Consider the following 20,223-nt stretch of genomic DNA (forward strand, 5'->3'; position numbering starts at 1 on the left):
TATTCGCGGTGTGCGCGGAAGGGCTTGCGGGTCTTTTAGCGGGCACTTGCTTGGTGTAGGGCGTTACCGTGATGGTAGATACGGCTTTTGAGCGCGCGGCGATTGAGCAGCTTGGCGCGCGCGCGGCGGATGGCAGTGATGCCTGGAAGCTGGATTATGAGCGACGCGTGCTCTTGGGAAAGTGCGAGCAAGTAGCGCTGACCGCGTCAGAGGCGCTTATCTTGAAGGACTTCGTGGCCAGTGAGCAGCGTGTGCTCAACAAGGCCGACATTCTTGCCTGCCTGAATAAGGACTCCGGTAACTACACGGGGTTGGTCATGTGCATCAGCAGATTGCAGGGCAAGTTCAAGAAAGTTTCCGGCGGTGCGGGCCTGTTTCGATCGGTTCGCAATCGCGGATATTGTTTGGTACAGAAAATTGAACTGCTTGGCTAGTGTTGCGTATTCAGCCTTGAGTGCGCGCTGATCGCGCGGTAAACGTCCAGGCGCGGCACCCCTGGCCGGCAAGAGGAATCTTGATGAGCTTGGAAATGGGGGCTGTGCAAGTCATTGCGGTCACCAGCGGAAAATCGGGAGCCGGCAAGACCAGCGTCTCGGTAAACCTGGCCCTGGCATTGGCCGAGTTGGGCCGGCGGGTCGTGCTGCTGGATGCCGACCTGGCCATGGGCAATGTCGATATCGCGCTGGGTCTGACTGCCGAGCGCACCCTGGCCGATGTGATCAGCGGTCAGTGCACGGTGGGCGATGTGATTCTGCAGCACCGCAGCGGGGTGCGCGTGGTGCCGGCGGCATCCGGCCAGTCGCATATGTGCCAGCTTTCCGCCCGGCAGCATGCCGAGATAATCCATGCCGTCAGCGAGCTCGGCGACGGCCTGGRCTACCTGATCATCGACACCGCCGGAGGCCTGAGCCAGACGTCGCTCGATTTCGTGTGCGCCGCGCGCGAGGTGTTGATAGTGGCCAATGATGGGCCTCCCGCTATCGCCTCGGCCTGCGCGCTGATCAGGCAGCTCAATGCTGACTACGGCATATATCGCTTCCAGGTGCTGGTCAACATGGCGCGAAGTGCCTACGAGGGGCTAATGGTTTTCAAGAAACTGGAGGAATTTGCCGACAGTTTCCTCGATGTTTCCCTGCGTTACCTTGGCACCGTGCCCTTCGAGGATGTGGTGCGCAAGTCAGTGCAGCGGCAGCGGGCGGTCCATGAGGTATTTCCCCGTTCGTATTGCGGGCATGTTTATCGAAGGCTTGCCGAGAGGGTCGAATGCTGGCCACCGCCGGCAGAGCCTAGCGGTCGAATCGAGTTCTTTCTCGAGCGCTTGATAGAGCGGATCAGGATGGATCGGCGCTACCTGGGGCCGGCCTAGTCTGTCGTGGATCGAGCCACCGCCTGCATTCGCGGGCCGGTGGTCGGGTTCCGGGCCACTTAAACTTTACGTATACCAGTTAACGGTGCGCGCACTTTCTGCTCGCGCTGCATGATATTCAGCAGGAGAACGACGCGCTCGTTGCCGTCCATCGAAAGGAATATCGCGTCCATCTCGGCCAGTGGCCCCTGTTTGATGCGCACCCTCTCACCCGGCTTGAGCGATGCCTCGACAAGTGGGGTGGACTCTCGTTGGCGAAGTTGGGCGATCAGTTCCGCGGATATGGCTTGTGGCTGGCCGCCGAAACCGACGACGCGCGCCACGCCGCGGGTAGAGCGCAGCGGTGCCCAGGAATCGTCCGGGCTGATGGCAATAAACAGATAGCCCGGGAAAAGCGAATCTTGCGTCGGCCGATTCGATCCTGGCGCACGCCTTCTGATTTTAGGTCGGTAGCAGCTATAGCCTTGGCGGACCAGGTTCTCTTCCGCGCGTTCATCCTGGCGTGGTTTGCACTGAATGAGGAACCAGGTAGTAGCGGTGGATCGCTGAGCTTCAGCCATGTGTGCACTTCCATGCGAATGCTGCCGTTGGATTATTGGCGCCCGATTTTTGAACCTAGACGGTTATCAACTGAAGGGGCGCAATGTATCGCCGCAGGTGAATTAGATGTTCTTTCTACTTCATTGCGACGATAGCGGAAGTGCATTTTACTGCGAGCTAGTACGCTTGGACCGCTCTTTTCCTGACTATTTATAACAATTTGGCGCTGGAGTCCGGTGGCTACTTTGCCGTGGCTCGGTTGTTATAAAACGTCAGCCTCTATCGTGGTGCGCTGTATTAGATTAGCGCCACGTTGATGGTCACGCGGGAAGTGTGGCGAAACAGCGCTCAATAACAAAATCAAGACCCGGAAGGCTGTACGGTCCTCACCTTGTTAATAAGGCGGGATTGTTCGGCTGGCTTTCTATTGCGCGGTGCGCATTGAGGCTGGGGTGTGATGATTGTTGAGCACTGCACTTTTGTCGGTTCGGACAAGTGCCGCTGTTTTGTATAACAACCAGGAGTTTAGTCTCAGGAGAAACTGTTAATCCTGGGGCGGTAGCGTGGGAAATTGAGTGTGAGTCAACTGTAGGTGCGGCAGTCGAGCAATTGGCGCCGGCGTGCGTAATTCGGTTGATAGCCCCTGGCGTCAGGCCAAGCGCCAATCCCCCCTGCACCTTCTCAAACACCGCCATGGCGGACCCATTCCCCAAGACTGCCCGTGTATCGCTATAGAACCGGGACAGGATACCCAGCAACATCTGACGAGGACGTTCGATATGCGCAAAACCCTAACCGGCCTTTCCCTGGCTCTGACCCTGGCATCGGGACAAGCCTTCGCCGATCAGGACACCGCGAATGCACTGCAGGCAGCCGGTGTTGCCTTGACCGAGGCGCAGGTGCAGGCCGTGGTTGCCGCCGAAGGCGAAGCCCTGGCCACCGTCATCGCCGATCTGGCGGCGGCCAACCCGGAAGCCGCGGCTGCCATCGTCGCGGCTGCCGTAGCCGCCAACCCGGCCCAAGCCGCCGCCATCACCGCCGCTGCGGTCAAGGCTGTTCCGGCCCAAGCCGCCGCCATCACCGCCGCTGCGGTCAAGGCCGCCCCGGCGCAAGCCACCGCCATTACCGCCGCAGCCGTTGCTGCCGCACCCGCCCAGGCTGCCGCCATCACTGCCGCGGCCAATGCCGCCGCCCAGAGCAGCGTCGCCGCCGTGACCAGCTCCGGCAAGAGCAACACCACCTCCAGCGTGCCGAGCAGCAGTGGCGGCGGCGGTGCGGCCAGCCCCAACTAAACGGCTGACTCACAGCTGAATCGAAAGTGCTGTCGGCGAGCCGGCAGCGCTTTTCCATGTCTGCCGGCAAGACCACAGGTAAGGAACACTGGGTACCCTATGAGCATCAACTTCAACGCACGTTCACTGGCTGTCGCCGTCTCCGCTGCACTCAGCGCCAACGCCTGGGGCCTGGAGCCGCAGAGCATCAAGCTGGCCGACGGCCTGACCTTCACCCCGACCCTGCAGGTCAGTGAGCGTTACGATGACAACTTTCGCGCCGTGGAAGACAACGAAGAGTCGTCCTGGATCACCGCCATCACGCCGACCTTCGTCCTCGGCGCCCAGGGCCGCAAGAGCGCCTACGCGCTGACCTACTCGGCCAGCAGCGACATCTTTCATTCCAGCCACGCCGACGACAACACCGACCATCACCTGACGGCCGATGCCGGCTTCGAGTTCGATGTGCGCAACCGTCTGAAGCTCAGTGCCGGCTATCACCAGGTCGAAGAGACCGCTTCGCAAGACCAGGACATCGAGAACGACAAGTTCAGCACCAGCAATGTGGGCGGTGTGTACAGCTTCGGCGCCGAGAGCGCCCGTGGGCAGATCGACTTCGGCGCCAACTACGAAGAGCTGCGATACCAGAACGGCAACAACCTCAATGCCGACAAGGAGCGCGACACCACCGCGCTGAGCAGCACCTTCTATTACCGTGTGGCGCCCAAGACCCGCGCCCTGGTCGAGGCGCGTCACACCGACTACGACTACCTAACCAACACCCGCCTCAACAGCAACAACATCGCCCTGCTCGGTGGTGTGACCTGGGATGCCACGGCCAAGACCACCGGCACCATCAAGATCGGCGGCGAGCGCAAGCGCTTCGACGACTCGAGCATCGACGACAAGAGCGGCTCGCTCTGGGAAATCGGTGCCAGCTGGAGCCCGCGCACCTACTCCACCTTCGACCTGAAGACCCGCCGTGCGCTGGACGAAGGCGACAGCGGCGCCTCGTCCATCCAGTCGCAGAGCACCACCCTGAGCTGGAACCATCAGTGGATGGAGCGCCTGAGCTCGGACCTCAGCTACACCTACTCCGACCAGGAGTACCAGGACGTAACGCGGGACGACAAGATCGACACCTTCGGCCTGGGCCTGACCTACGAGCTGCGTCGCTGGCTGGATGTGGGCATCGGCTACAAGTACGCCGAGAACGACTCCTCGGCAGTCGGCGAAAGCTACAAGCGCAACATCTACTCGATCAGCGTCACCGCCAGCCTGTAACGGCGGCTGCATCGAGACAGCAGGGGGCTTGCCGCCCCCTGTGGTTATCCCAAGCTTCAAGCGTGTAACAGAGGCACATGGACATGCGCATATTGATCAGCCTGATCATCGGTATCCTGCTGAGCATCAGCGGATTCGCCCAGGCAGAAGGCAATTCCCAGTACCGCCTGGCGTCCGGCGATGTCATCCGCATCAGCGTGTTCGGCGAACAGGACCTGAGCTTCGAAGAGCTGCGTCTGACCGACGCCGGCACCTTCTCCTATCCCTTCGTCGGCGAGGTCCGGGCCAAGGGCAAGACCGCCGCCGAGATCGAACAGATCATCATCGACAAGCTCCAGGGCGACTACCTGATCGACCCACGCGTGTCGGTCAGCGTGCTGGAGTACCGCGAGTTCTTCATCAGCGGCGAGGTGAAAACCCCGGGCGGCTATCCGTTCCAGCCGGGCCTGACCCTGCGCCGCGCCGTGGCGTTGGCCGGCGGCCTGACCGAGCGCGCCTCCGAGAGCCGCATCACCATCATTCGCGACCACGATGAGAGCCGCACCCCCGAGGTGGCCAACCTCGACACCCGGGTGATGCCCGGCGACACCATCACCATCGACCAAGGTTTCTTCTAACCGATCAGTCCAAGCCCTGCGCGCCCGGGTGGCGCGCAGCGGCCGGCCGCGCCCTGGTGCCTGAGCGCCTTCAATTGCAGAGTTTTCCCAAGCATGGAAAGTAACACTCATATCATCGAGCGAAACCTGATCGCCCAGCGACAGGACGAGGACGACGACGAGATCGACCTGCTCAAGCTGTGGCAGACCATCTGGCGCCGCAAGTGGAGCATTCTCACCCTGGTGTTCGTGGTCACCCTGGTGGCCATCCTCGCCGTGCTCGCCATCACCCCCATCTACCGCGCCGCCGCCACCCTGATGATCGAGGAGAAGGCCGCCAAGGTGGTCTCCATCGAGCAGGTCTACGGCCTGGAAGGGGCGGGCAGCGAGTACCTGCAGACCCAGTTCGAATTGCTCAAGTCACGCAGCCTGGCCGAGCGCGTGGTGCGTCAGCTGAACCTGACCACCCATCCCGAGTTCGACCCGCGCCAGCAGCCCGAGCCGCTGATCGACATCAAGGGCCTGCTGGCCAATTTCGATTTCAAGAACGTGGTACCGGCGACCCTGCCCGGCGACCTCGATGACCCGCAGGCGGCGAGCGAGGCGGAGATCTTCGACGAAGTCACCAAAGCGTTCATGGAGCGCATCAGCGTCGAGCCCCAGGGCAAGAGCCAGCTGGTCAAGGTGCAGGTGGACATGGCCGATGCGCGCATGGCCGCGCTGGCCGCCAACGCCCTGGCCAATGGCTTCATCGAAGGCCAGTTGGAGGCGACCATGGAAATGTCCATGACCGCCACCAACTGGATGAACGGCCGCCTGGGCGAGCTGCGCAGCAAACTCAAGGACGCCGAAGATCGCCTGCAGGCCTTCCGCGAGGCCGAGAACCTGGTGGACGTGGACGGCGTGGCGACCATCAGCGCCGCCGAGCTGTCGCTGACCGGCGACCGCATGATCGACGCCCGTCGCCAGCGCGCCGAAGCCGAGAGCCAGTACCGCCAGGTGCAGGCCATGGGCAAGGGCAACTGGGAACGTCTGGCGAGCATCCCGGCGGTGCTCGGTCACCCGCTGATCCAGCAGTTCAAGGGTGATGAAGCCAAGGCCCGGGCCAAGGTCGAGGAACTGTCGCGCCGCTACGGCAAGCTGCACCCGGCCATGCAGGCCGCGCGTTCCGACCTCAACGCCGCCTCCGCCAGCCTGCGCAGCCAGGTCGAGCAGGTGGTCGCCGGCATCGAGCGCAACTACCAGCTGGCGGTGGCCAACGAAAGCTCCCTGCAGGCCTCGTTCAACGCCAACAAGTCGCAGATCCAGGACATCTCCCGCAAGGAGTTCAAGCTGCGCGAACTACAGCGCGAAGTGGATGCCAACCGCGCGCTGTACGACACCTTCATGACCCGCCTGAAGGAAACCGCCGCCACCGCCGACCTGCAGAGCGCCAATGCCCGCGTGGTCGACCAGGCGGTGATGCCGACCGTGCCGGTCAAGCCGAAGAAGGCGCTGATCGTCGCCATCGCCGCGCTGCTGGCCGGCTTCGTCGGCGTCGGCCTGACCCTGCTGCTGGATGCCCTGAACAACACCTTCAAGAGCACCGAGCAGGTGGAAGGGCGGCTGAACATCCCGGTGCTGGGCATCCTGCCGCTGATGAAGGCCGTGGAGCGCAAGGACCTGGCGCGCATGTTCACCCGCAACAAGGACAAGAGCTTCAGCGAGTCGATCCGCACCATCCGTACCGGCGTGGTGCTCTCGGGCATCGACCACCCGCACAAGGTCATGGTCATCACCTCGTCGATCCCGGGGGAGGGCAAGAGCACCGTGTCGGCCAACCTGGCCTTCGCCCTCGGGCAGATGGAGAAGGTGCTGCTGATCGACGCCGACCTGCGCCGTCCGACCCTGGCCAAGAGCTTCGACTTTCCGGTGGGCACACCGGGCCTGGCCAACCTGATCGCCGGCACCGCCAAGCTGGACGAGTGCCTGCGTAGCGTCGACGGCATCGACCTGCTGAGCGCTGGCACCGTACCGCCGAATCCCCTGGAACTGTTGTCGTCGCCGCGCTTCGCCAAGGTCATCGAGGTGATGAAGAGCAAGTACGACCGCATCATCATCGACTCGCCGCCGACCCAGGCGGTCAGCGATGCGGTGGTGCTGTCCACCTTCGCCAACTCGCTGATCTACGTGGTCAAGTCCGACTCCACCGCCATCCCCCTGGTGGAGAAGGGCGTCGGCCAACTGCTGCAGAACAACGCCCCGGTCAAGGGCGTGGTGCTCAACCAGGTCGACATCAAGAAGGCACAGAAATACGGCTACAGCTACGGCGGCTACTACGACTACTACGGCTACAGCGACGCCAAGACCGCCTGAGCCAACCGAGTTCGCGGCGAGGGCGCCGCTCCTACAGACGCTCCACGCTCCCTGTAGAACCGCCACCCTCGCTGCGACCTAAACACCCAAAAAGCTCGCGGCGAGGGCGCCGCTCCCACAGAAGAATCGCGCTTTGCGTAGGAGCGGCCGGGCGGCGATCCGCGCCCCCGCCGCGAAGCGACAGCACAGCCACCACAGCACCAACGGACAAACCCAAAAGCTCGCGCCGAGGACGCGGTGCGCCGCCCGACGGATCGCCGCCCGGACGCTCCCACAAACAACGCGCTCCCACAGAAGAATCGCGCTTTGCGTAGGTACGGCCGGGCGGCGATCCGCGCCCCCGCCGCGAAGCGACAGAACAGCCACCACAGCACCAACAGACAGCCCCAAAGCTCGCGCCGAGGGCGACGCTCCTACAGAAGAATCGCGCTTTGCGTAGGAGCGGCGCCCCCGCCGCGAAGCGATAGCCCAGCCGCTACAGCGCCAACGGACAAACCCAAAAGCTCGCGCCGAGAACGCGGTACGCCGCCCGACGGATCGCCGCCCGAACGCTCCCATAGCCCGGCCGCACCCACAGCCCAAACCGCACCAAACACCAACGGACTTTTCCGCCCACCATGATCGACCTGCACAACCACCTGCTCCCCGGCATCGACGACGGGGCGCCTGATCTGGAAACCTCGCTGGCCCTGGCGCGGGTGGCCGTGCAGGACGGCATCACCCATGTGGTGTGCACCCCGCACATCCACCCCGGGCGCTACGACAACACGCCGGCCAGCATCGAGGCCGCGCGGTTGGAGCTGGTGGCCGCTCTCGACAGGGCACAGATTCCCCTGCGGGTCGCCGCCGCCGCCGAGGTGCGTTTCGACATGGAGCTGATGATGGGCGTCACCCAGGGCACCGTGCCGTTCCTCGGTGAGTGGCGGGGCAAGCGGGTGCTGCTGCTGGAGTTCCCCCACGGCCTGGTGCCCTTCGGTGCCGAGCGCCTGGTTGCCTGGCTGCTGCAGCGTGACATCGTGCCGATGATCGCCCACCCGGAACGCAACAAGGGCCTGATGCGCAGCCCCGAACAGCTCAAGCCGCTGCTCGCGCAGGGCTGCCTGCTGCAGGTTACCGCCGGTGCGGTGGCCGGGCATTTCGGCCCGGCGGCCGAGCAACTGGCGCTCAACCTGCTGGCCGAAGACGTGGTCACGGTCATCGCCAGCGACGCCCACAACCTGCAACACCGCCCGCCGGTGCTGAGCGAAGGCATGCAGCGCGCGGCGCGCATCGTCGGCAAGGCCAAGGCCGAGGCCCTGGTCAACCACACGCCCTGGCTGATCGCGCAGACGCACTTCAGCTGACCCCCATTGATCAACCAACCGGCCCGAGCGGCCGGTGTGGGCCCAACTCGTTCGCAGAAAGCCAAAACGTGAAAACCATCACAGAAAAACTGCCACTGCTGCTGGTGCTGTTCGTCGCCACGGGCCTGCTGTATGCCGGCGCGCGGATGATTCCCGCCGGCATCGCCAGCTACCAGGCCGAAGCCTTTATCGGCGCCTGGGAACAGGCCGCCGCCGAGCCATCGCCCCGCGCCTGGGTGATCGCCCAGGGCGCGGCGCAGCGGGCCGTCGACTGGTACCCGGCGGCCAATGGCGACCATCTCGACCGCCTCGGGCGCATCTACAGCTGGTGGCAGTTCCGCCACCCCTACGGCGACCCGCTGGCAGAGGTCTCGCGGCGCGCGGCGCTGGAAACCTACCGCGCGGCAACCGCCGCCCGGCCCGCCTGGCCCTACAGCTGGGAGCGCCTGGCCCACACCAAGCTGTACCTGCAGCAGTTCGACGGCGAGTTCGCCCACGCCCTGAACGAGGCCCGGCGCCTCGGCCCCTGGCGCATTGGCGTCAACCGCGAGCTGGCGGCCATCGGCCTCAGCGCCTGGGCGCAGCTCGACGAGAAGCAACGCCAGGCCAGCCTGGAGTCCGCCCGCCGGGTCGCCGCCTACGGCCCGGCAGAGGCCAAGCGCCTGCTCGAACTCGCCGAGGCTACCGGCCATCTGGACGAACTGTGCAACAAACTCGGCCCAGCACTGATCACAACCCGCAAGCTCACGCCATGTACCTGATACAAAACCTCGCGCCGAGGGCGACGCTCCTACAGACAACGCGCTCCTACAGAAGAATCGTGCTTTGCGTAGGAGCGGCGCCCCCGCCGCGATGCGATAGCCCAGCCACCACAGCACCAACAGACAACCCCAAAGCTCGCGCCGAGGACGCGGTACGCCGCCCGACGGATCGCCGCCCGGACGCTCCTACAGACAACGCGCTCCTACAGAAGAATCGTGCTTTGCGTAGGAGCGGCGCCCCCGCCGCGAAGCGATAGCCCAGCCACCACAGCACCAACGGACAAACCCAAAAGCTCGCGCCGCCTAACAACCGCAACCGCCGCAGCACCCAAAGCCAGACCACGGCTCCGCTGACTCCAAACTTCACCAGGTAACCGATATGTCACGGACTCAGACAACCGCCACCTTGCTCGACCCTCAATCGAACCCGCCCCTGCATCGGCGGCGCAGCAGCGACCGCGCCGCGTGGCGCGTTGCTGCCGGCGACCCGCAGCAGCGCGGCGGCCTCAACCTGGTCGGCAAGCGCGACACCAGCGCCGCCGCCGGTCGCGGCCTGACCTTCTGGGGGCAGTGGTTCGCCGCCATCAGCAGCGTCATCCTGCTGCTGAGCGTGCTGGCGCTGTTCAAGACCGGCGAGATGGGCGAGCAATACCGGGTGCTGGCACTGCTGGTGCTGCTCGGCTCGGTGCCGGCCTATTCGCTGATGCGCGTGTACCACAAGCAGCATGGTTACCTGACCGGCCTTAGCCGGCTGTTGGCCGGCTGGTTGGTGCTGTTGGCCGGCCTGACCGTGGCCGCCTTCGTCACCAAAACCAGCGCATCGTTCTCCCGCGAGGTCATCCTGACCTGGGCCGTGCTGGGCTTCGCCGTGCAGGCCGGCCTTTACTTGCCGCTGCACTTCTGCGCCCGCAGCTACCAGCGGCAGCTGCAGCGCGAACGCACCTCGCTGATCATCGGCACCGGCGACCTGGCCCACAACCTGGCCGACAAGCTCGCCCGCCAGCAGTGCGAGCCCCTGGCCGGGCTGGTGGCGGCGGACGATGGCCTGCATCAGCAGGGCGACTACCCGATACTCGGCAACCTGGCCCACCTGCGCGACCTGATCGCCAGCCACCGCATCCGCCGCCTGTACATCGCCCTGCCGCTGAGCGAGGCCGAGCAGGTGGAGGGCCTGTACATCGACCTGCTCGATGCCCAGGTGGACGTGGTGTGGATACCCGATCTGCGCAGCCTGACGCTGCTCAACCACTCGGTGTCGGAGATCGACGGCTTGCCGGCGATCAACCTCAACGAAAGCCCGCTCACCGCCTACCCGACCGCCGCCCTGACCAAGGCCGCCCTGGATCGCGGCGTGGCCCTGCTGGCTATCCTCGCCCTCAGCCCGCTGCTGCTGGCCACTGCCCTGGCGGTGAAGCTGAGCTCCCCCGGCCCGGTGCTGTTCAAGCAGAAGCGCCACGGCTGGAACGGCAAGATCATCAAGGTGTGGAAGTTCCGCTCCATGCGCGTGCACGCCGACGCCCAGGTCAAGCAGGCCAGCCGCCAGGACCCGCGCATCACCCGGGTCGGCCGCTTCATCCGGCGCACCTCCATCGACGAGCTGCCGCAACTGTTCAACGTGCTGCAGGGCCGCATGTCCCTGGTCGGCCCGCGCCCCCACGCCGTGGCCCACAACGACTACTACACCGGCAAGATCGACGCCTACATGGCCCGCCACCGCATCAAACCCGGCATCACCGGCCTGGCGCAGATAAGCGGCTGCCGCGGCGAAACCGAAACCCTGGACAAGATGGAAAAGCGCGTGGAACTGGACCTGACCTACATCAACAACTGGTCCGTCTGGCTAGACATCAAGATATTGATCAAGACACCGCTGAGTTTGTTCGCGAACGACATTTACTGAACATATATCTGAGTGCTTGCGAATCAAGGAACACCATCACTCAGGTATTAAGCCTAGGCACACAGCAACACAGCGGCGCCGACTTGCTAGCTATTGGATGTTTGTTACTAATTTAATGAAAAAATATGAGCTTGCGTAAAAAAGATACCCTGATATCCCTCGTGGGTATTGTTACAGGCCAATTAATTCTCTTTGCATGTTTTTCTGTGATTGGTCGGCACTGGGGGGTTGAAGAACTAGGGCGACTTAACTCAAGTTTGAGCTTGGGTATGTTTTTAGGCACGGTATTAGCTTTGAGGTATGAATTGGCCTGCGTGCAGGACAATCAGAGAAAGTCTTACGAGGCCCTGATTCATACTGTGCTTATCGCAGCGTTATCTCTAGTGTTTTTATCCCTTATTGTAAATATTTGGAATATAGCAAGCGCAGATTTAATTCTGGTTTTTTCTGCTACCTTTTTGCTTCAGCAAGCTAGTGGCCTGTATCTGAATACCCTAAGAAAGTACAAGCTAATTGCAGCTATAAAGGTTGCTTCTTCTTTAGGGTTGGTTATATCGCTATCCGCGCTTGCGGCTACAAATAACTTGTCGAATACGTTTGAGGTTTTTACATATATAAATTTAATATTTAGTTCGGCTGTCTTTTTTATTATTGTGAAATTGAACGGCAGGGTGAAAGTTGGATTGCTATACTTTAAGGAAAATTCTAAATTTCCTAGGTATACGTTGCCTGCCACATTTCTGAATGCAGCTATATTGTACTCCCTGCCTATAATAATACCTTTCCTGTTTGGGGCAGCGACAGCAGGTTTCTTTGCTGTAACACAGCGAATTGGCTTTTTCCCAGTGTCACTTTCTGCACAGAGCATAAGTGGGATATATAGAAGAGAGTTGGTCTCATCTATCACGTCAAATCGGGAAGGTGTTCTGGATATATTCTTTAGTCATTTCAGATTTCTAGTTGTCGTGGCTGTTCTGTATTTAGTGGTGGGGAATATTTTGTTTGGAATGGTTGTGGAAATGTTATTTGGACAAGGATGGGGAGAAAGTGCGAGTTATTTTCATGCGCTATCTCCATTATATGCAATGCAGGTAATATACATACCACTTTCCCAAGTGTTTATGGTGTCGAATAATCAGAGAAAGGACTTAGTGATACAAAGTGTGCTATTCGTCGTGTCTGGTTCTTCCTTATTTAGTGCGTATGTGTGGGGGCTTGACGTTGTCGGTGCATTAATTTTGTTTTCAGCGTCTAGTGTAGTGGCTTTGATGATTGGTGTATGGCTGACCTACAGTACAACCTATTCAATCTGCGACTTATCTGTTCATAAGGAAGAGGAGTTGTAGGCAATATTATGAAAGTGCTTTTTGTTGTCGACTCAATGCAGCGCCACATGTTTTTTTCTAGAGTGGCGGCTGCATTGAAAAGTGATCATGAGTTTTATTTTGTTAGCTCGGAGCCTCTATCAATATTAATGGCGTTATTTAACGGTTTTCGAGGGAAACATTTATCCAGACGCCTTCGGAAAAACAGAGTCTGTGGGAGTTCAGAGGCTTTTGATATTTCGAAAAACTCCATTGAGGTCTTGAATGGTCTATTTTCCGTAGAAGAGGCGTCAAGAAATGTAAGAGCTATGGCTGATGCTATATGCATCTACATCAATAATAATAAAATCGATAGAGTAATTATCTGGAATGGTCAGCAGCTAATTGGGCGGACAGCAAAATTTGTAGCAGATAAAGTAGGGGTTCAATGTCAGTATCTGGAGTTGGCAAATATTCCCGGTAAGCTGTTTTCAGATACGGAGGGTGTTAATGCTCTTTCAAGTATTGCAAAAAACATAGAAGTTATTGATAGGCTACCTGAGGTCGCGGAAGATGTACATTTCGCTTGGCTAAACGAGTATGAGTCAGAAAAGAGCAGCCCTCTCCCGCAAGCGGAACTAAAGTTAAAAGATGGGGGACTATCATTTTTAAATATGATTTTGAAAGTATTACTTCTTAGCGCGTGTACAGTTCCGATGGGGAAAAGACGATTTAATTTTTCGGCTCGCTGGAAAAAATCGCAAGAGTGTGAGCATCGCTATCCTCGTGAGTTTATTTTTCTTCCGCTTCAAGTTTCATCTGACACCCAAATAAAGCTTCATTCCGAGCTAAATAATATCGACGCAATTGCCTTCTCGGTAAGGAAGGCGAAAGAGCAAGGTGTTGAACTGGTTGTCAAAATACACCCTGCTGAAACTAGTGTTGAAGAGATAGTTAAAGTTAGAAAGGCGCAGGAGAGTCTCGGATTTACCATTAGTAATGCGAATACTATTGACCTGTTGAAGAGGTCGCGATTTGTTATAACGATAAATTCGACTGTTGGGTTAGAAGCATTGATCTATGGGAAGGCTGTAATAATTCTCGGAAAGTGCTTCTATCAAAATTTCGATGCTTCGCGTATCAAAAAATACATCCACCATTATTTGGTAGATAATATAGATTATTTTGGGCGAAGAAAAATTCCAGTGAGTGCAGCGCTGAAAGTGTTAGGCATTTGACAGTGAGTAGCAGTCACTTTAAGTCTTATGAGTAAGGGTTTGGCTGTTTGATCTTTAGATTATTTGCCTTTCGGTGATATCACAGTAAGTTGGTTGAGACATTTTGGCAGAACCTGTGCCCGGACTGAAATATGGTTAATCGGGCCGGATTCGGAGAGGCGGTATTTTGTAGCTTAAGGATATTAGGTGGCTAATAAAGTGAATATTTTCATACTGCATCCAGCTAAAGCTAATTACCCTGAAATTCTTGCGTACAAAAATTTTTTCTGTGATAAGTTTGATGTCTTTGACGGGGGGGTGGAGCAGTATAAGAATTTCGGTGAGAAAGACAATACGATTCTTTGGTGCATTATGGGGTTCTACCCCAGAAAGCTTAAGGCCAAATATGTGATCCATGACTATCGCTCTCTGTCGGTCGGCAGATTATCTAGATTGAAAGACAGGATTAAAAAATACGTAAACGTAACGCCAAATCTGAGAGTATTTCAAAATGAACTTATAGAGAATGTTATGGGTTTTAATGATGGGGTGCCTAGTCTCCTTCTGCCTATGGGTGTACCAGACTGGATATTTGATCTTGAGCCTGATCCGAGCCTTCCTAAAGGAACATATTGTTATATTGGTGAGATAAGTCGAGAGCGCGGTATGGATAGCGTTATTGACGCATTTAGGAAGAATATTTCCGTTGATCAAACTCTAGTATTAGTTGGTTCTCCAGATGTGAGTATTCTTGAGAAAAATAAGGGTGTTAAAAATATAGTTTTCACAGGGAAGTTGCCTCAAAGAGAAGCTTTGAAAGTTGTTCTCAATTGTGAGTATGCCATAAGCCGAATTCCCTCACGCTACCCGTATTGCTATCAAGCTCCAACCAAATATTTAGAATACGCCGCGTTGGGAAAAACAATCTTGTGTAATCAGTCTCCCTCTAATTACATGGCGTTTAGAAGAGTTCAATCAAACGCTGTATTTGTGAGTAGTCATATTTTTTCAGAAGCTATCTTCCAGTCCATTGATTGCTTTGAGTCAGAGCCGCAGCAAGCCCCCACCAAGTTGAGGTGGAAAGCCGTAATAACTGATTCGAAGATTGAAAAATACTTAGGCGCATTCGTTGAGTGAGTAATGTTTTCATTGCTTTGGATTTGACGAGGACTCAAGCTCTTTATGCACTCTTGCAACTTAGTTGGGAATAATAATTATGCTCAAAAAATGCCTAGTCTCAACTAGTTTGATAATGCTATCGATTAGCTTTTTTAGTGTTAGAGCGACCGCGATTTGCTATTTGAGCTTGGTCTTGGTGTTGTTGTTAGGCAAGGAAGGGGGGGCTAGAATAAAGTTTCCTCGATCTTGGCTGTATGTTTTCTTAGCGATAAATTTCTTTGTTCTGGCTTTATCTGTAAGGCATGATGTATACGTAAACTATTACATAAAATTTTTTGCACTAAGCCTGTATGCACTGCTCTTTTGCTCGATAATAAAATGCAGGGTGATCTCGGTCGCAGACTTGATTGTTTCTTGTAATGCTCTTGTTGCGACCCATGTGACGTTCTTTCTGGTGCAGTTAATTGTCTATCAAGTGTTTGGGTTCTATATAAATTTTGATAATTATGTGCGAGAGTCTGCATCAGAAGCTCTCTATCTAAGTAGGGCTCTGGAAGGTATGTACATTTCCATCCGTGCGACAGGGCTTTTTTCGGAGCCCTCCTTCTATGCGATGGTGGTACTTCCTGTTTCTTTATTTTTAATTTTGCATCAGAAAAAATTAACGATAATTACCGCTCTGGGAATTGTTAGTGTTATGGCGGGGCTGTCTATCGCTGCGCTAGCTGTATCTTTTCTTGCGCTAATTATAATTCTTGCTGTTGTCAAGGGTGGGAGGTTATATCTAATAGGAATATTGTCTCTCACTTTACTTGCGAGCTCGTTTATTTTCGAGGTCTATAAGCGGAGAGTTGTTGATTCGGTTGATTATGATGCAGTTTATTCACGTCAGTTAGTATTTAAAGAGTTCAAGGTCCGAGGGGCTGTTGATAACTTTCTCGGGAGTGGTTTTTTTTGGGATGAGCGTCACCCTTTAGGTCGCAATATGTTGAGCGGGGCGCATGTGCGTGATTCTTCGTTCTATGTGTATGCGTTCTTTACATCGGGGGCGTTCGGGTTGGTGGCCCTTCTTCTTGGGTTGCTTGCGTTTATTTACAGAAATCCGAAATATGGTGCGGCGTTATCAATTATTTTATTGTTCAAATATCACGTATTGTCAGGTGCGTTATGGCTTGTTTTGATATTGTTATTTGCATTTGTGTATGTGGAGGGAAAGGAGTCTAAGGTTTCCTTGAGTTAATATTTATACTGTCTTTTCAGGTGTTTCGCTTCATGCCGATTTGTTGGGTTTTGACTTGCTTAGGTAACCCCTTTGGCTTCGTAGATAGTAATTAACACTGATAGAGCACTACTGCGCGATGATTTTCGGTTTTGATTGATCTGGATGCTCTTGATAAGTTAGGCGCGCTGAGCCCGCTTGAGATCTCTCTCCGCTGGATAAACTAGCGATGAAGTATTGGGGCAGGAATTTATTGTGGGGGTTATGTGGCTTACTAACCTCGTTTTTAATTTGGGCGGGGTGCGTTCAGTATGTTATCGACTAGTTGTGTTACGTTCTTTCGGTCCAAAAAAATATTGCATGTGATTGAGGCTACGGCTACCGGCACATTATCTATGGCGGCGCTTCTGGCTAATAGTCAAAATAAATTTGGTCATGACGTTGTAGTTATTTTCTCTAGGAGACCTGAGACGCCTGTAAATTTAAGAGCATACTTTGACTCAGGTGTGCGTCTTGTACAGGTCCAAATGAATAGTTCATTTGAAAAGTTAGAGAGTCTTGTGCATATCAGAGCTGTAATCAAAAATAATAATCCAGACTTGATTTTTCTCCACTCATCGTTTTCGGGTTTCTTAGGTCGTATCTCGTCGTTGTTTGTGCAGAAAGCTTCACGCTTTTTCTATATTCCGCACTGTGTCTCTTTTATGCGGAAAGATATTAGTAGTTTTAAAAAGAAGCTTTTCATTTTGTTTGAGTGGGTCGGGGCGCTAAAAAAAGCGGATTATGTAGCATGCTCTCGCAGCGAACAGGAAGCTATTCAGGCAGCGATCCCTTTTAGACGGTGCCACATGGTCGAAAATGCATTGGATTTTAGCTCAGTCCCACTCTCTCCCCATTTTGAACTAAGTAATAGAAAGAAGGTAGTGATTACCGTAGGACAGATCCGCACGCAGAAAGGACCTGATATGTTTGCTGAAATTGCCCGCTCAGTGCGTAAAATAGACCCGACTGTTGAGTTTGTTTGGGTCGGGGACGGTGATCCGTGTTCCCGCCGAAAGCTGGAAGAGTCGGGTGTTCGTATTGTCGGTTGGGTGCCGAAGAGCGATGTTTGGAAGTACTTAGGCGATGCCTGTGTATATTTGTCTACTGCCCGCTGGGAAGGCATGCCTGTTTCAGTGATTGAGGCCGGTTTTGCAGGTCTTCCTGTAGTCGCATCCATGTGCGCAGGCAATGTTGATGTTGTTGAGCATGGGAAAACTGGCTGGCTGTTCGAGACTCCAGATGAGGCCACTGCGCACGTTCTAACTGCGCTCAGAAATTCAGAGCTTTCACAGTCGGTAGCCAAGACTGCATTTGATATTGCCAAAGAGCGTTTTAGCGTTGAGCGCTATTACCGGGAAATGGAAGCCTTGGCTCAATCCTAATCAAGGAAAAAACATGTCGTGTGCAGTAATTTTTGGGGGCACTGGTTTTATCGGTACCTATTTCGCAGAGCAACTGCTTGCCACAGGCTTATTCGCTAAGGTTTACCTCTATGATCGCGAGCCTATGGCTTCAAAGCCCAGTGAGTTTCGCAAGTCATTGATCAAGAGCCTCAAGGGTACTGAGGTTATTATTGGAGACGTACGTCAGACTGTATCATGGCAACCAATTGAAGAGGTGGGGTTGATTGCAAACTTTGCGGCCGTCCACCGTGAGCCAGGACATGAGGATCTTGAGTACTACGAAACCAACTTGCTCGGCGCTGAGAACGTCTGTGCGTGGGCTGAAAGAGTTGGCTGCAATGACATCATATTCACCAGTTCTATTTCTCCATACGGCATCAGCGAAGAGCAGAAACATGAGAGCTCTTTGCCCGTACCTGTAAGTGCCTACGGCGGCTCCAAGCTTGTCGCTGAAAAAATCCACCAGATATGGCTCGCACGTGACACGGTGAGCCGCCATTTGGTCATTGTGCGTCCCGGCGTGGTGTTCGGCCCCGGCGAGGGGGGGAATGTATCCCGCCTTATCAAGGCCGTGATCAAGCGATATTTTTTCTATATGGGTAATCGTGATACCCGCAAGGCGGGAACCTATGTAAAAGAATTGTGCGCTGCCATGTGGTGGGTTTTGCGGCGACAGAAGGAGGAGGGGAAACATCTAACTCTCTTCAACATGTCAATGAATCCAGGGCCTTCCATTGAGGACTATGTGAAAGCGACCTGTGCGATAGCCGGTGTGCAGCGCAATGTTCCGAGCATGCCGTATCCACTTCTGCTAGTCGTTGCGCATGCTATCGATTTTGTAGCGCGTCCCCTAGGCATCAAGCACCCATTTAGCCCCGTGCGCATCCGTAAACTAGTGCGCTCGAACAACGTACTCCCGACTCACTTGGTCGAACACGGCTATCCCTATCAATATAGTTTGGAGGCTGCTTTCCGTGACTGGAAAGCTAACTGTCCTGAGGAGTGGAGCTAACCAAGATGCAAGTTACAATTAGCGAATCTATAGGGCTTTGTAATTCAAAAGCCTTTACCCTCTTCGGGGGAATCAACGTACTTGAGGATCTGGATTCGACGCTATTTGCCTGTGCACACTATATGGCGGTCACGAGGAAGCTGGGTATTCCCTATGTATTCAAGGCGTCCTTCGACAAGGCCAATCGCTCTTCTATGAATTCCTACCGCGGCGTCGGGATGGAGGAGGGGCTACGCATATTCGAGGCGGTCAAGCGCGAGTTCGGCGTGCCAGTGATTACCGACGTGCATGAGGTCGAGCAGGCGGCTTCGGTGGCCGAGGTGGTCGAGGTGTTGCAGATTCCGGCCTTCCTGGCTCGGCAGACCGATCTGGTTGTCGCCGTGGCCCGCACCGGTCGGCCGATCAACGTCAAGAAGCCACAGTTCGTCAGCCCGACGCAGGTCAAACACATCGTGGATAAGTGTCGCGAAGCCGGCAACGATCAGATCATGTTGTGCGAGCGCGGGAGTTCGTTTGGCTACGACAACCTGGTGGTGGACATGCTCGGGTTCCGCCAGATGAAGGAGGCCAGTGGCGATTGCCCGATCATTTTCGACGTGACTCACAGCCTGCAGTGCCGTGATCCCCTCGGCGAGGCTTCGGGCGGCCGCCGCAGACAGGTGCTGGAATTGGCCCGCGCAGGTATGGCGGTGGGGCTGGCCGGCTTGTTTCTGGAAGCGCATCCGAATCCTGATCAGGCCCGTTGTGATGGCCCTAGCGCCCTGCCGCTGGCGTTGCTAGAGCCCTTCCTCAGTCAGATTAAGGTGATCGACGATATCGTGAAGAATCTGCCGGAGCTGGTGATTCGCTGATGGTCACTTCGTACGCGGGGGCCATTCGCCTGGTGCTGTTCGATGTGGACGGGGTGTTGACCGATGGCGCGCTGCACATCGGCGCCGATGGCGAAGTGTTCAAGAGTTTCAACGCCAAGGACGGTGTGGCGGTGGCGCTATTGCGCGCCCATGGCATTCGCAGCGGGATCATTTCCGGCAAGGCCAGTGCGGCCCTCGACTACCGAACTCGGCAGCTCAAGTGCGATCTGGCCGTAAACGGCTGCCACGACAAGCTGGCGGCGTATGCCGAGATCAAGCGTGAACTGGCACTTGAGGATGCGCAGATCGTCTTTGTTGGTGACGATGTGATCGATCTACCTGTCATGCAGCGGGTGGGCCTGAGCTATGCCCCGGCCGACGCCCACAGCCTGGTGCTTGGCCTGGCTTGCCATGTTACTCGGGCCATGGGTGGCCAGGGCGTGGCCCGCGAAGTAGCCGAGCACCTGCTGATGCTCGACGGCCTATGCCTGGAGGCGGCCTATCAACCGTTGCTCGCTGAATGGAGCAGCCACGACGCGCAGCAATGATCGATACAGGGGCGGCTCGTCATCCCGGTTCGCTTCGCTTCACGCTGCGTTATCGACAAACCAACGCAGACGCTTTTCCTCTGCGTCGGGTT

Annotated in this window: 18 protein-coding genes; 17 read left to right on the forward strand and 1 reads right to left on the reverse strand. The window is 56.3% G+C overall.

Going from position 1 to position 20,223, the window contains the following annotated elements; translation table 11 throughout:
* Nucleotides 1-68: 68 nt before the first annotated feature.
* The gene (locus tag LPB260_RS14130) at nucleotides 69-434 is read left to right on the forward strand and encodes a DNA-binding response regulator (protein WP_208709668.1); all 366 of its coding nucleotides are present in this window, start codon (nucleotides 69-71) and stop codon (nucleotides 432-434) included.
* Nucleotides 435-517: 83 nt separating this feature from the next.
* Nucleotides 518-1,366 (forward strand): MinD/ParA family protein, encoded by an 849-nt coding sequence (locus tag LPB260_RS14135; RefSeq protein ID WP_371926150.1) that lies wholly within the window; start codon nucleotides 518-520, stop codon nucleotides 1,364-1,366.
* A gap of 59 nt (nucleotides 1,367-1,425) precedes the next feature.
* On the opposite strand, the gene rfaH is transcribed toward LPB260_RS14135, so the two are convergent.
* Entirely contained in the window at nucleotides 1,426-1,926 is a 501-nt protein-coding gene (gene rfaH / locus LPB260_RS14140) for a transcription/translation regulatory transformer protein RfaH (protein WP_208709670.1), read from the reverse strand.
* Nucleotides 1,927-2,685: 759 nt separating this feature from the next.
* On the opposite strand from rfaH, the gene LPB260_RS14145 reads away from it, so the two are divergent.
* The 15 genes from LPB260_RS14145 (at nucleotide 2,686) to LPB260_RS14215 (ending at nucleotide 20,131) form a co-directional block, all read left to right on the forward strand.
* The gene (locus tag LPB260_RS14145) at nucleotides 2,686-3,198 is read left to right on the forward strand and encodes a hypothetical protein (RefSeq protein ID WP_208709672.1); all 513 of its coding nucleotides are present in this window, start codon (nucleotides 2,686-2,688) and stop codon (nucleotides 3,196-3,198) included.
* Between the two features lie 99 nt (nucleotides 3,199-3,297).
* Nucleotides 3,298-4,461, forward strand: a complete 1,164-nt coding sequence (locus tag LPB260_RS14150) for an outer membrane beta-barrel protein (RefSeq protein ID WP_218281525.1) — start codon at nucleotides 3,298-3,300, stop codon at nucleotides 4,459-4,461.
* Between the two features lie 77 nt (nucleotides 4,462-4,538).
* Entirely contained in the window at nucleotides 4,539-5,078 is a 540-nt protein-coding gene (locus LPB260_RS14155; protein ID WP_208709674.1) for a polysaccharide biosynthesis/export family protein, read from the forward strand.
* Nucleotides 5,079-5,171: 93 nt separating this feature from the next.
* Nucleotides 5,172-7,412, forward strand: a complete 2,241-nt coding sequence (locus LPB260_RS14160) for a polysaccharide biosynthesis tyrosine autokinase (protein ID WP_208709676.1) — start codon at nucleotides 5,172-5,174, stop codon at nucleotides 7,410-7,412.
* A gap of 617 nt (nucleotides 7,413-8,029) precedes the next feature.
* On the forward strand, nucleotides 8,030-8,755 hold the full coding sequence (locus tag LPB260_RS14165; protein ID WP_208709678.1) for a tyrosine-protein phosphatase: 726 nt from the start codon (nucleotides 8,030-8,032) through the stop codon (nucleotides 8,753-8,755).
* A 68-nt stretch (nucleotides 8,756-8,823) separates the two neighbouring features.
* Nucleotides 8,824-9,516 carry a hypothetical protein gene (locus LPB260_RS14170; protein WP_208709680.1) on the forward strand — a complete coding sequence of 231 codons (693 nt, stop codon included), beginning with the start codon at nucleotides 8,824-8,826 and terminating at the stop codon, nucleotides 9,514-9,516.
* Between the two features lie 379 nt (nucleotides 9,517-9,895).
* Entirely contained in the window at nucleotides 9,896-11,416 is a 1,521-nt protein-coding gene (locus tag LPB260_RS14175) for an undecaprenyl-phosphate glucose phosphotransferase (protein ID WP_208709682.1), read from the forward strand.
* A gap of 125 nt (nucleotides 11,417-11,541) precedes the next feature.
* Entirely contained in the window at nucleotides 11,542-12,762 is a 1,221-nt protein-coding gene (locus tag LPB260_RS14180) for a hypothetical protein (RefSeq protein ID WP_208709684.1), read from the forward strand.
* Nucleotides 12,763-12,770: 8 nt separating this feature from the next.
* The gene (locus LPB260_RS14185) at nucleotides 12,771-13,958 is read left to right on the forward strand and encodes a capsular biosynthesis protein (protein ID WP_208709686.1); all 1,188 of its coding nucleotides are present in this window, start codon (nucleotides 12,771-12,773) and stop codon (nucleotides 13,956-13,958) included.
* A 186-nt stretch (nucleotides 13,959-14,144) separates the two neighbouring features.
* Complete coding sequence (locus tag LPB260_RS14190) at nucleotides 14,145-15,074, forward strand: hypothetical protein (protein WP_218281526.1); 930 nt, start codon at nucleotides 14,145-14,147, stop codon at nucleotides 15,072-15,074.
* 163 nt (nucleotides 15,075-15,237) lie between these two features.
* Nucleotides 15,238-16,296, forward strand: a complete 1,059-nt coding sequence (locus LPB260_RS14195; protein WP_208709688.1) for a hypothetical protein — start codon at nucleotides 15,238-15,240, stop codon at nucleotides 16,294-16,296.
* Nucleotides 16,297-16,586: 290 nt separating this feature from the next.
* Nucleotides 16,587-17,699 (forward strand): glycosyltransferase, encoded by a 1,113-nt coding sequence (locus LPB260_RS14200; protein WP_371926151.1) that lies wholly within the window; start codon nucleotides 16,587-16,589, stop codon nucleotides 17,697-17,699.
* Nucleotides 17,656-18,732: an NAD(P)-dependent oxidoreductase gene (locus tag LPB260_RS14205; RefSeq protein WP_208709692.1), complete on the forward strand. Its 1,077-nt coding sequence runs from the start codon at nucleotides 17,656-17,658 to the stop codon at nucleotides 18,730-18,732. Before LPB260_RS14200 ends, LPB260_RS14205 begins: the two co-directional genes overlap by 44 nt.
* A 5-nt stretch (nucleotides 18,733-18,737) precedes the next feature.
* A complete protein-coding gene (kdsA, locus tag LPB260_RS14210) occupies nucleotides 18,738-19,583 on the forward strand; it encodes a 3-deoxy-8-phosphooctulonate synthase (protein WP_208709694.1) in 846 nt (281 codons plus the stop codon).
* Nucleotides 19,583-20,131, forward strand: coding sequence for an HAD family hydrolase (locus LPB260_RS14215; protein WP_218281527.1), 549 nt, complete (start codon nucleotides 19,583-19,585; stop codon nucleotides 20,129-20,131). The genes kdsA and LPB260_RS14215 overlap by 1 nt, the downstream gene beginning before the upstream one ends.
* Nucleotides 20,132-20,223 lie beyond the last annotated feature (92 nt).

This window comes from Pseudomonas sp. LPB0260 (assembly GCF_013388395.1).

Excerpts from the sequence above, each read along its gene's own strand:
- rfaH (WP_208709670.1), bottom strand. The coding sequence starts at position 1,926 with ATGGCTGAAGCTCAGCGATCCACCGCTACTACCTGGTTCCTCATTCAG.
- LPB260_RS14150 (WP_218281525.1), top strand. The coding sequence starts at position 3,298 with ATGAGCATCAACTTCAACGCACGTTCACTGGCTGTCGCCGTCTCCGCT.
- LPB260_RS14165 (WP_208709678.1), top strand. The coding sequence starts at position 8,030 with ATGATCGACCTGCACAACCACCTGCTCCCCGGCATCGACGACGGGGCG.
- kdsA (WP_208709694.1), top strand. The coding sequence starts at position 18,738 with ATGCAAGTTACAATTAGCGAATCTATAGGGCTTTGTAATTCAAAAGCC.
- LPB260_RS14160 (WP_208709676.1), top strand. The coding sequence starts at position 5,172 with ATGGAAAGTAACACTCATATCATCGAGCGAAACCTGATCGCCCAGCGA.
- LPB260_RS14200 (WP_371926151.1), top strand. The coding sequence starts at position 16,587 with ATGTTATCGACTAGTTGTGTTACGTTCTTTCGGTCCAAAAAAATATTG.
- LPB260_RS14155 (WP_208709674.1), top strand. The coding sequence starts at position 4,539 with ATGGACATGCGCATATTGATCAGCCTGATCATCGGTATCCTGCTGAGC.
- LPB260_RS14175 (WP_208709682.1), top strand. The coding sequence starts at position 9,896 with ATGTCACGGACTCAGACAACCGCCACCTTGCTCGACCCTCAATCGAAC.
- LPB260_RS14185 (WP_208709686.1), top strand. The coding sequence starts at position 12,771 with ATGAAAGTGCTTTTTGTTGTCGACTCAATGCAGCGCCACATGTTTTTT.
- LPB260_RS14145 (WP_208709672.1), top strand. The coding sequence starts at position 2,686 with ATGCGCAAAACCCTAACCGGCCTTTCCCTGGCTCTGACCCTGGCATCG.
- LPB260_RS14180 (WP_208709684.1), top strand. The coding sequence starts at position 11,542 with ATGAGCTTGCGTAAAAAAGATACCCTGATATCCCTCGTGGGTATTGTT.
- LPB260_RS14215 (WP_218281527.1), top strand. The coding sequence starts at position 19,583 with ATGGTCACTTCGTACGCGGGGGCCATTCGCCTGGTGCTGTTCGATGTG.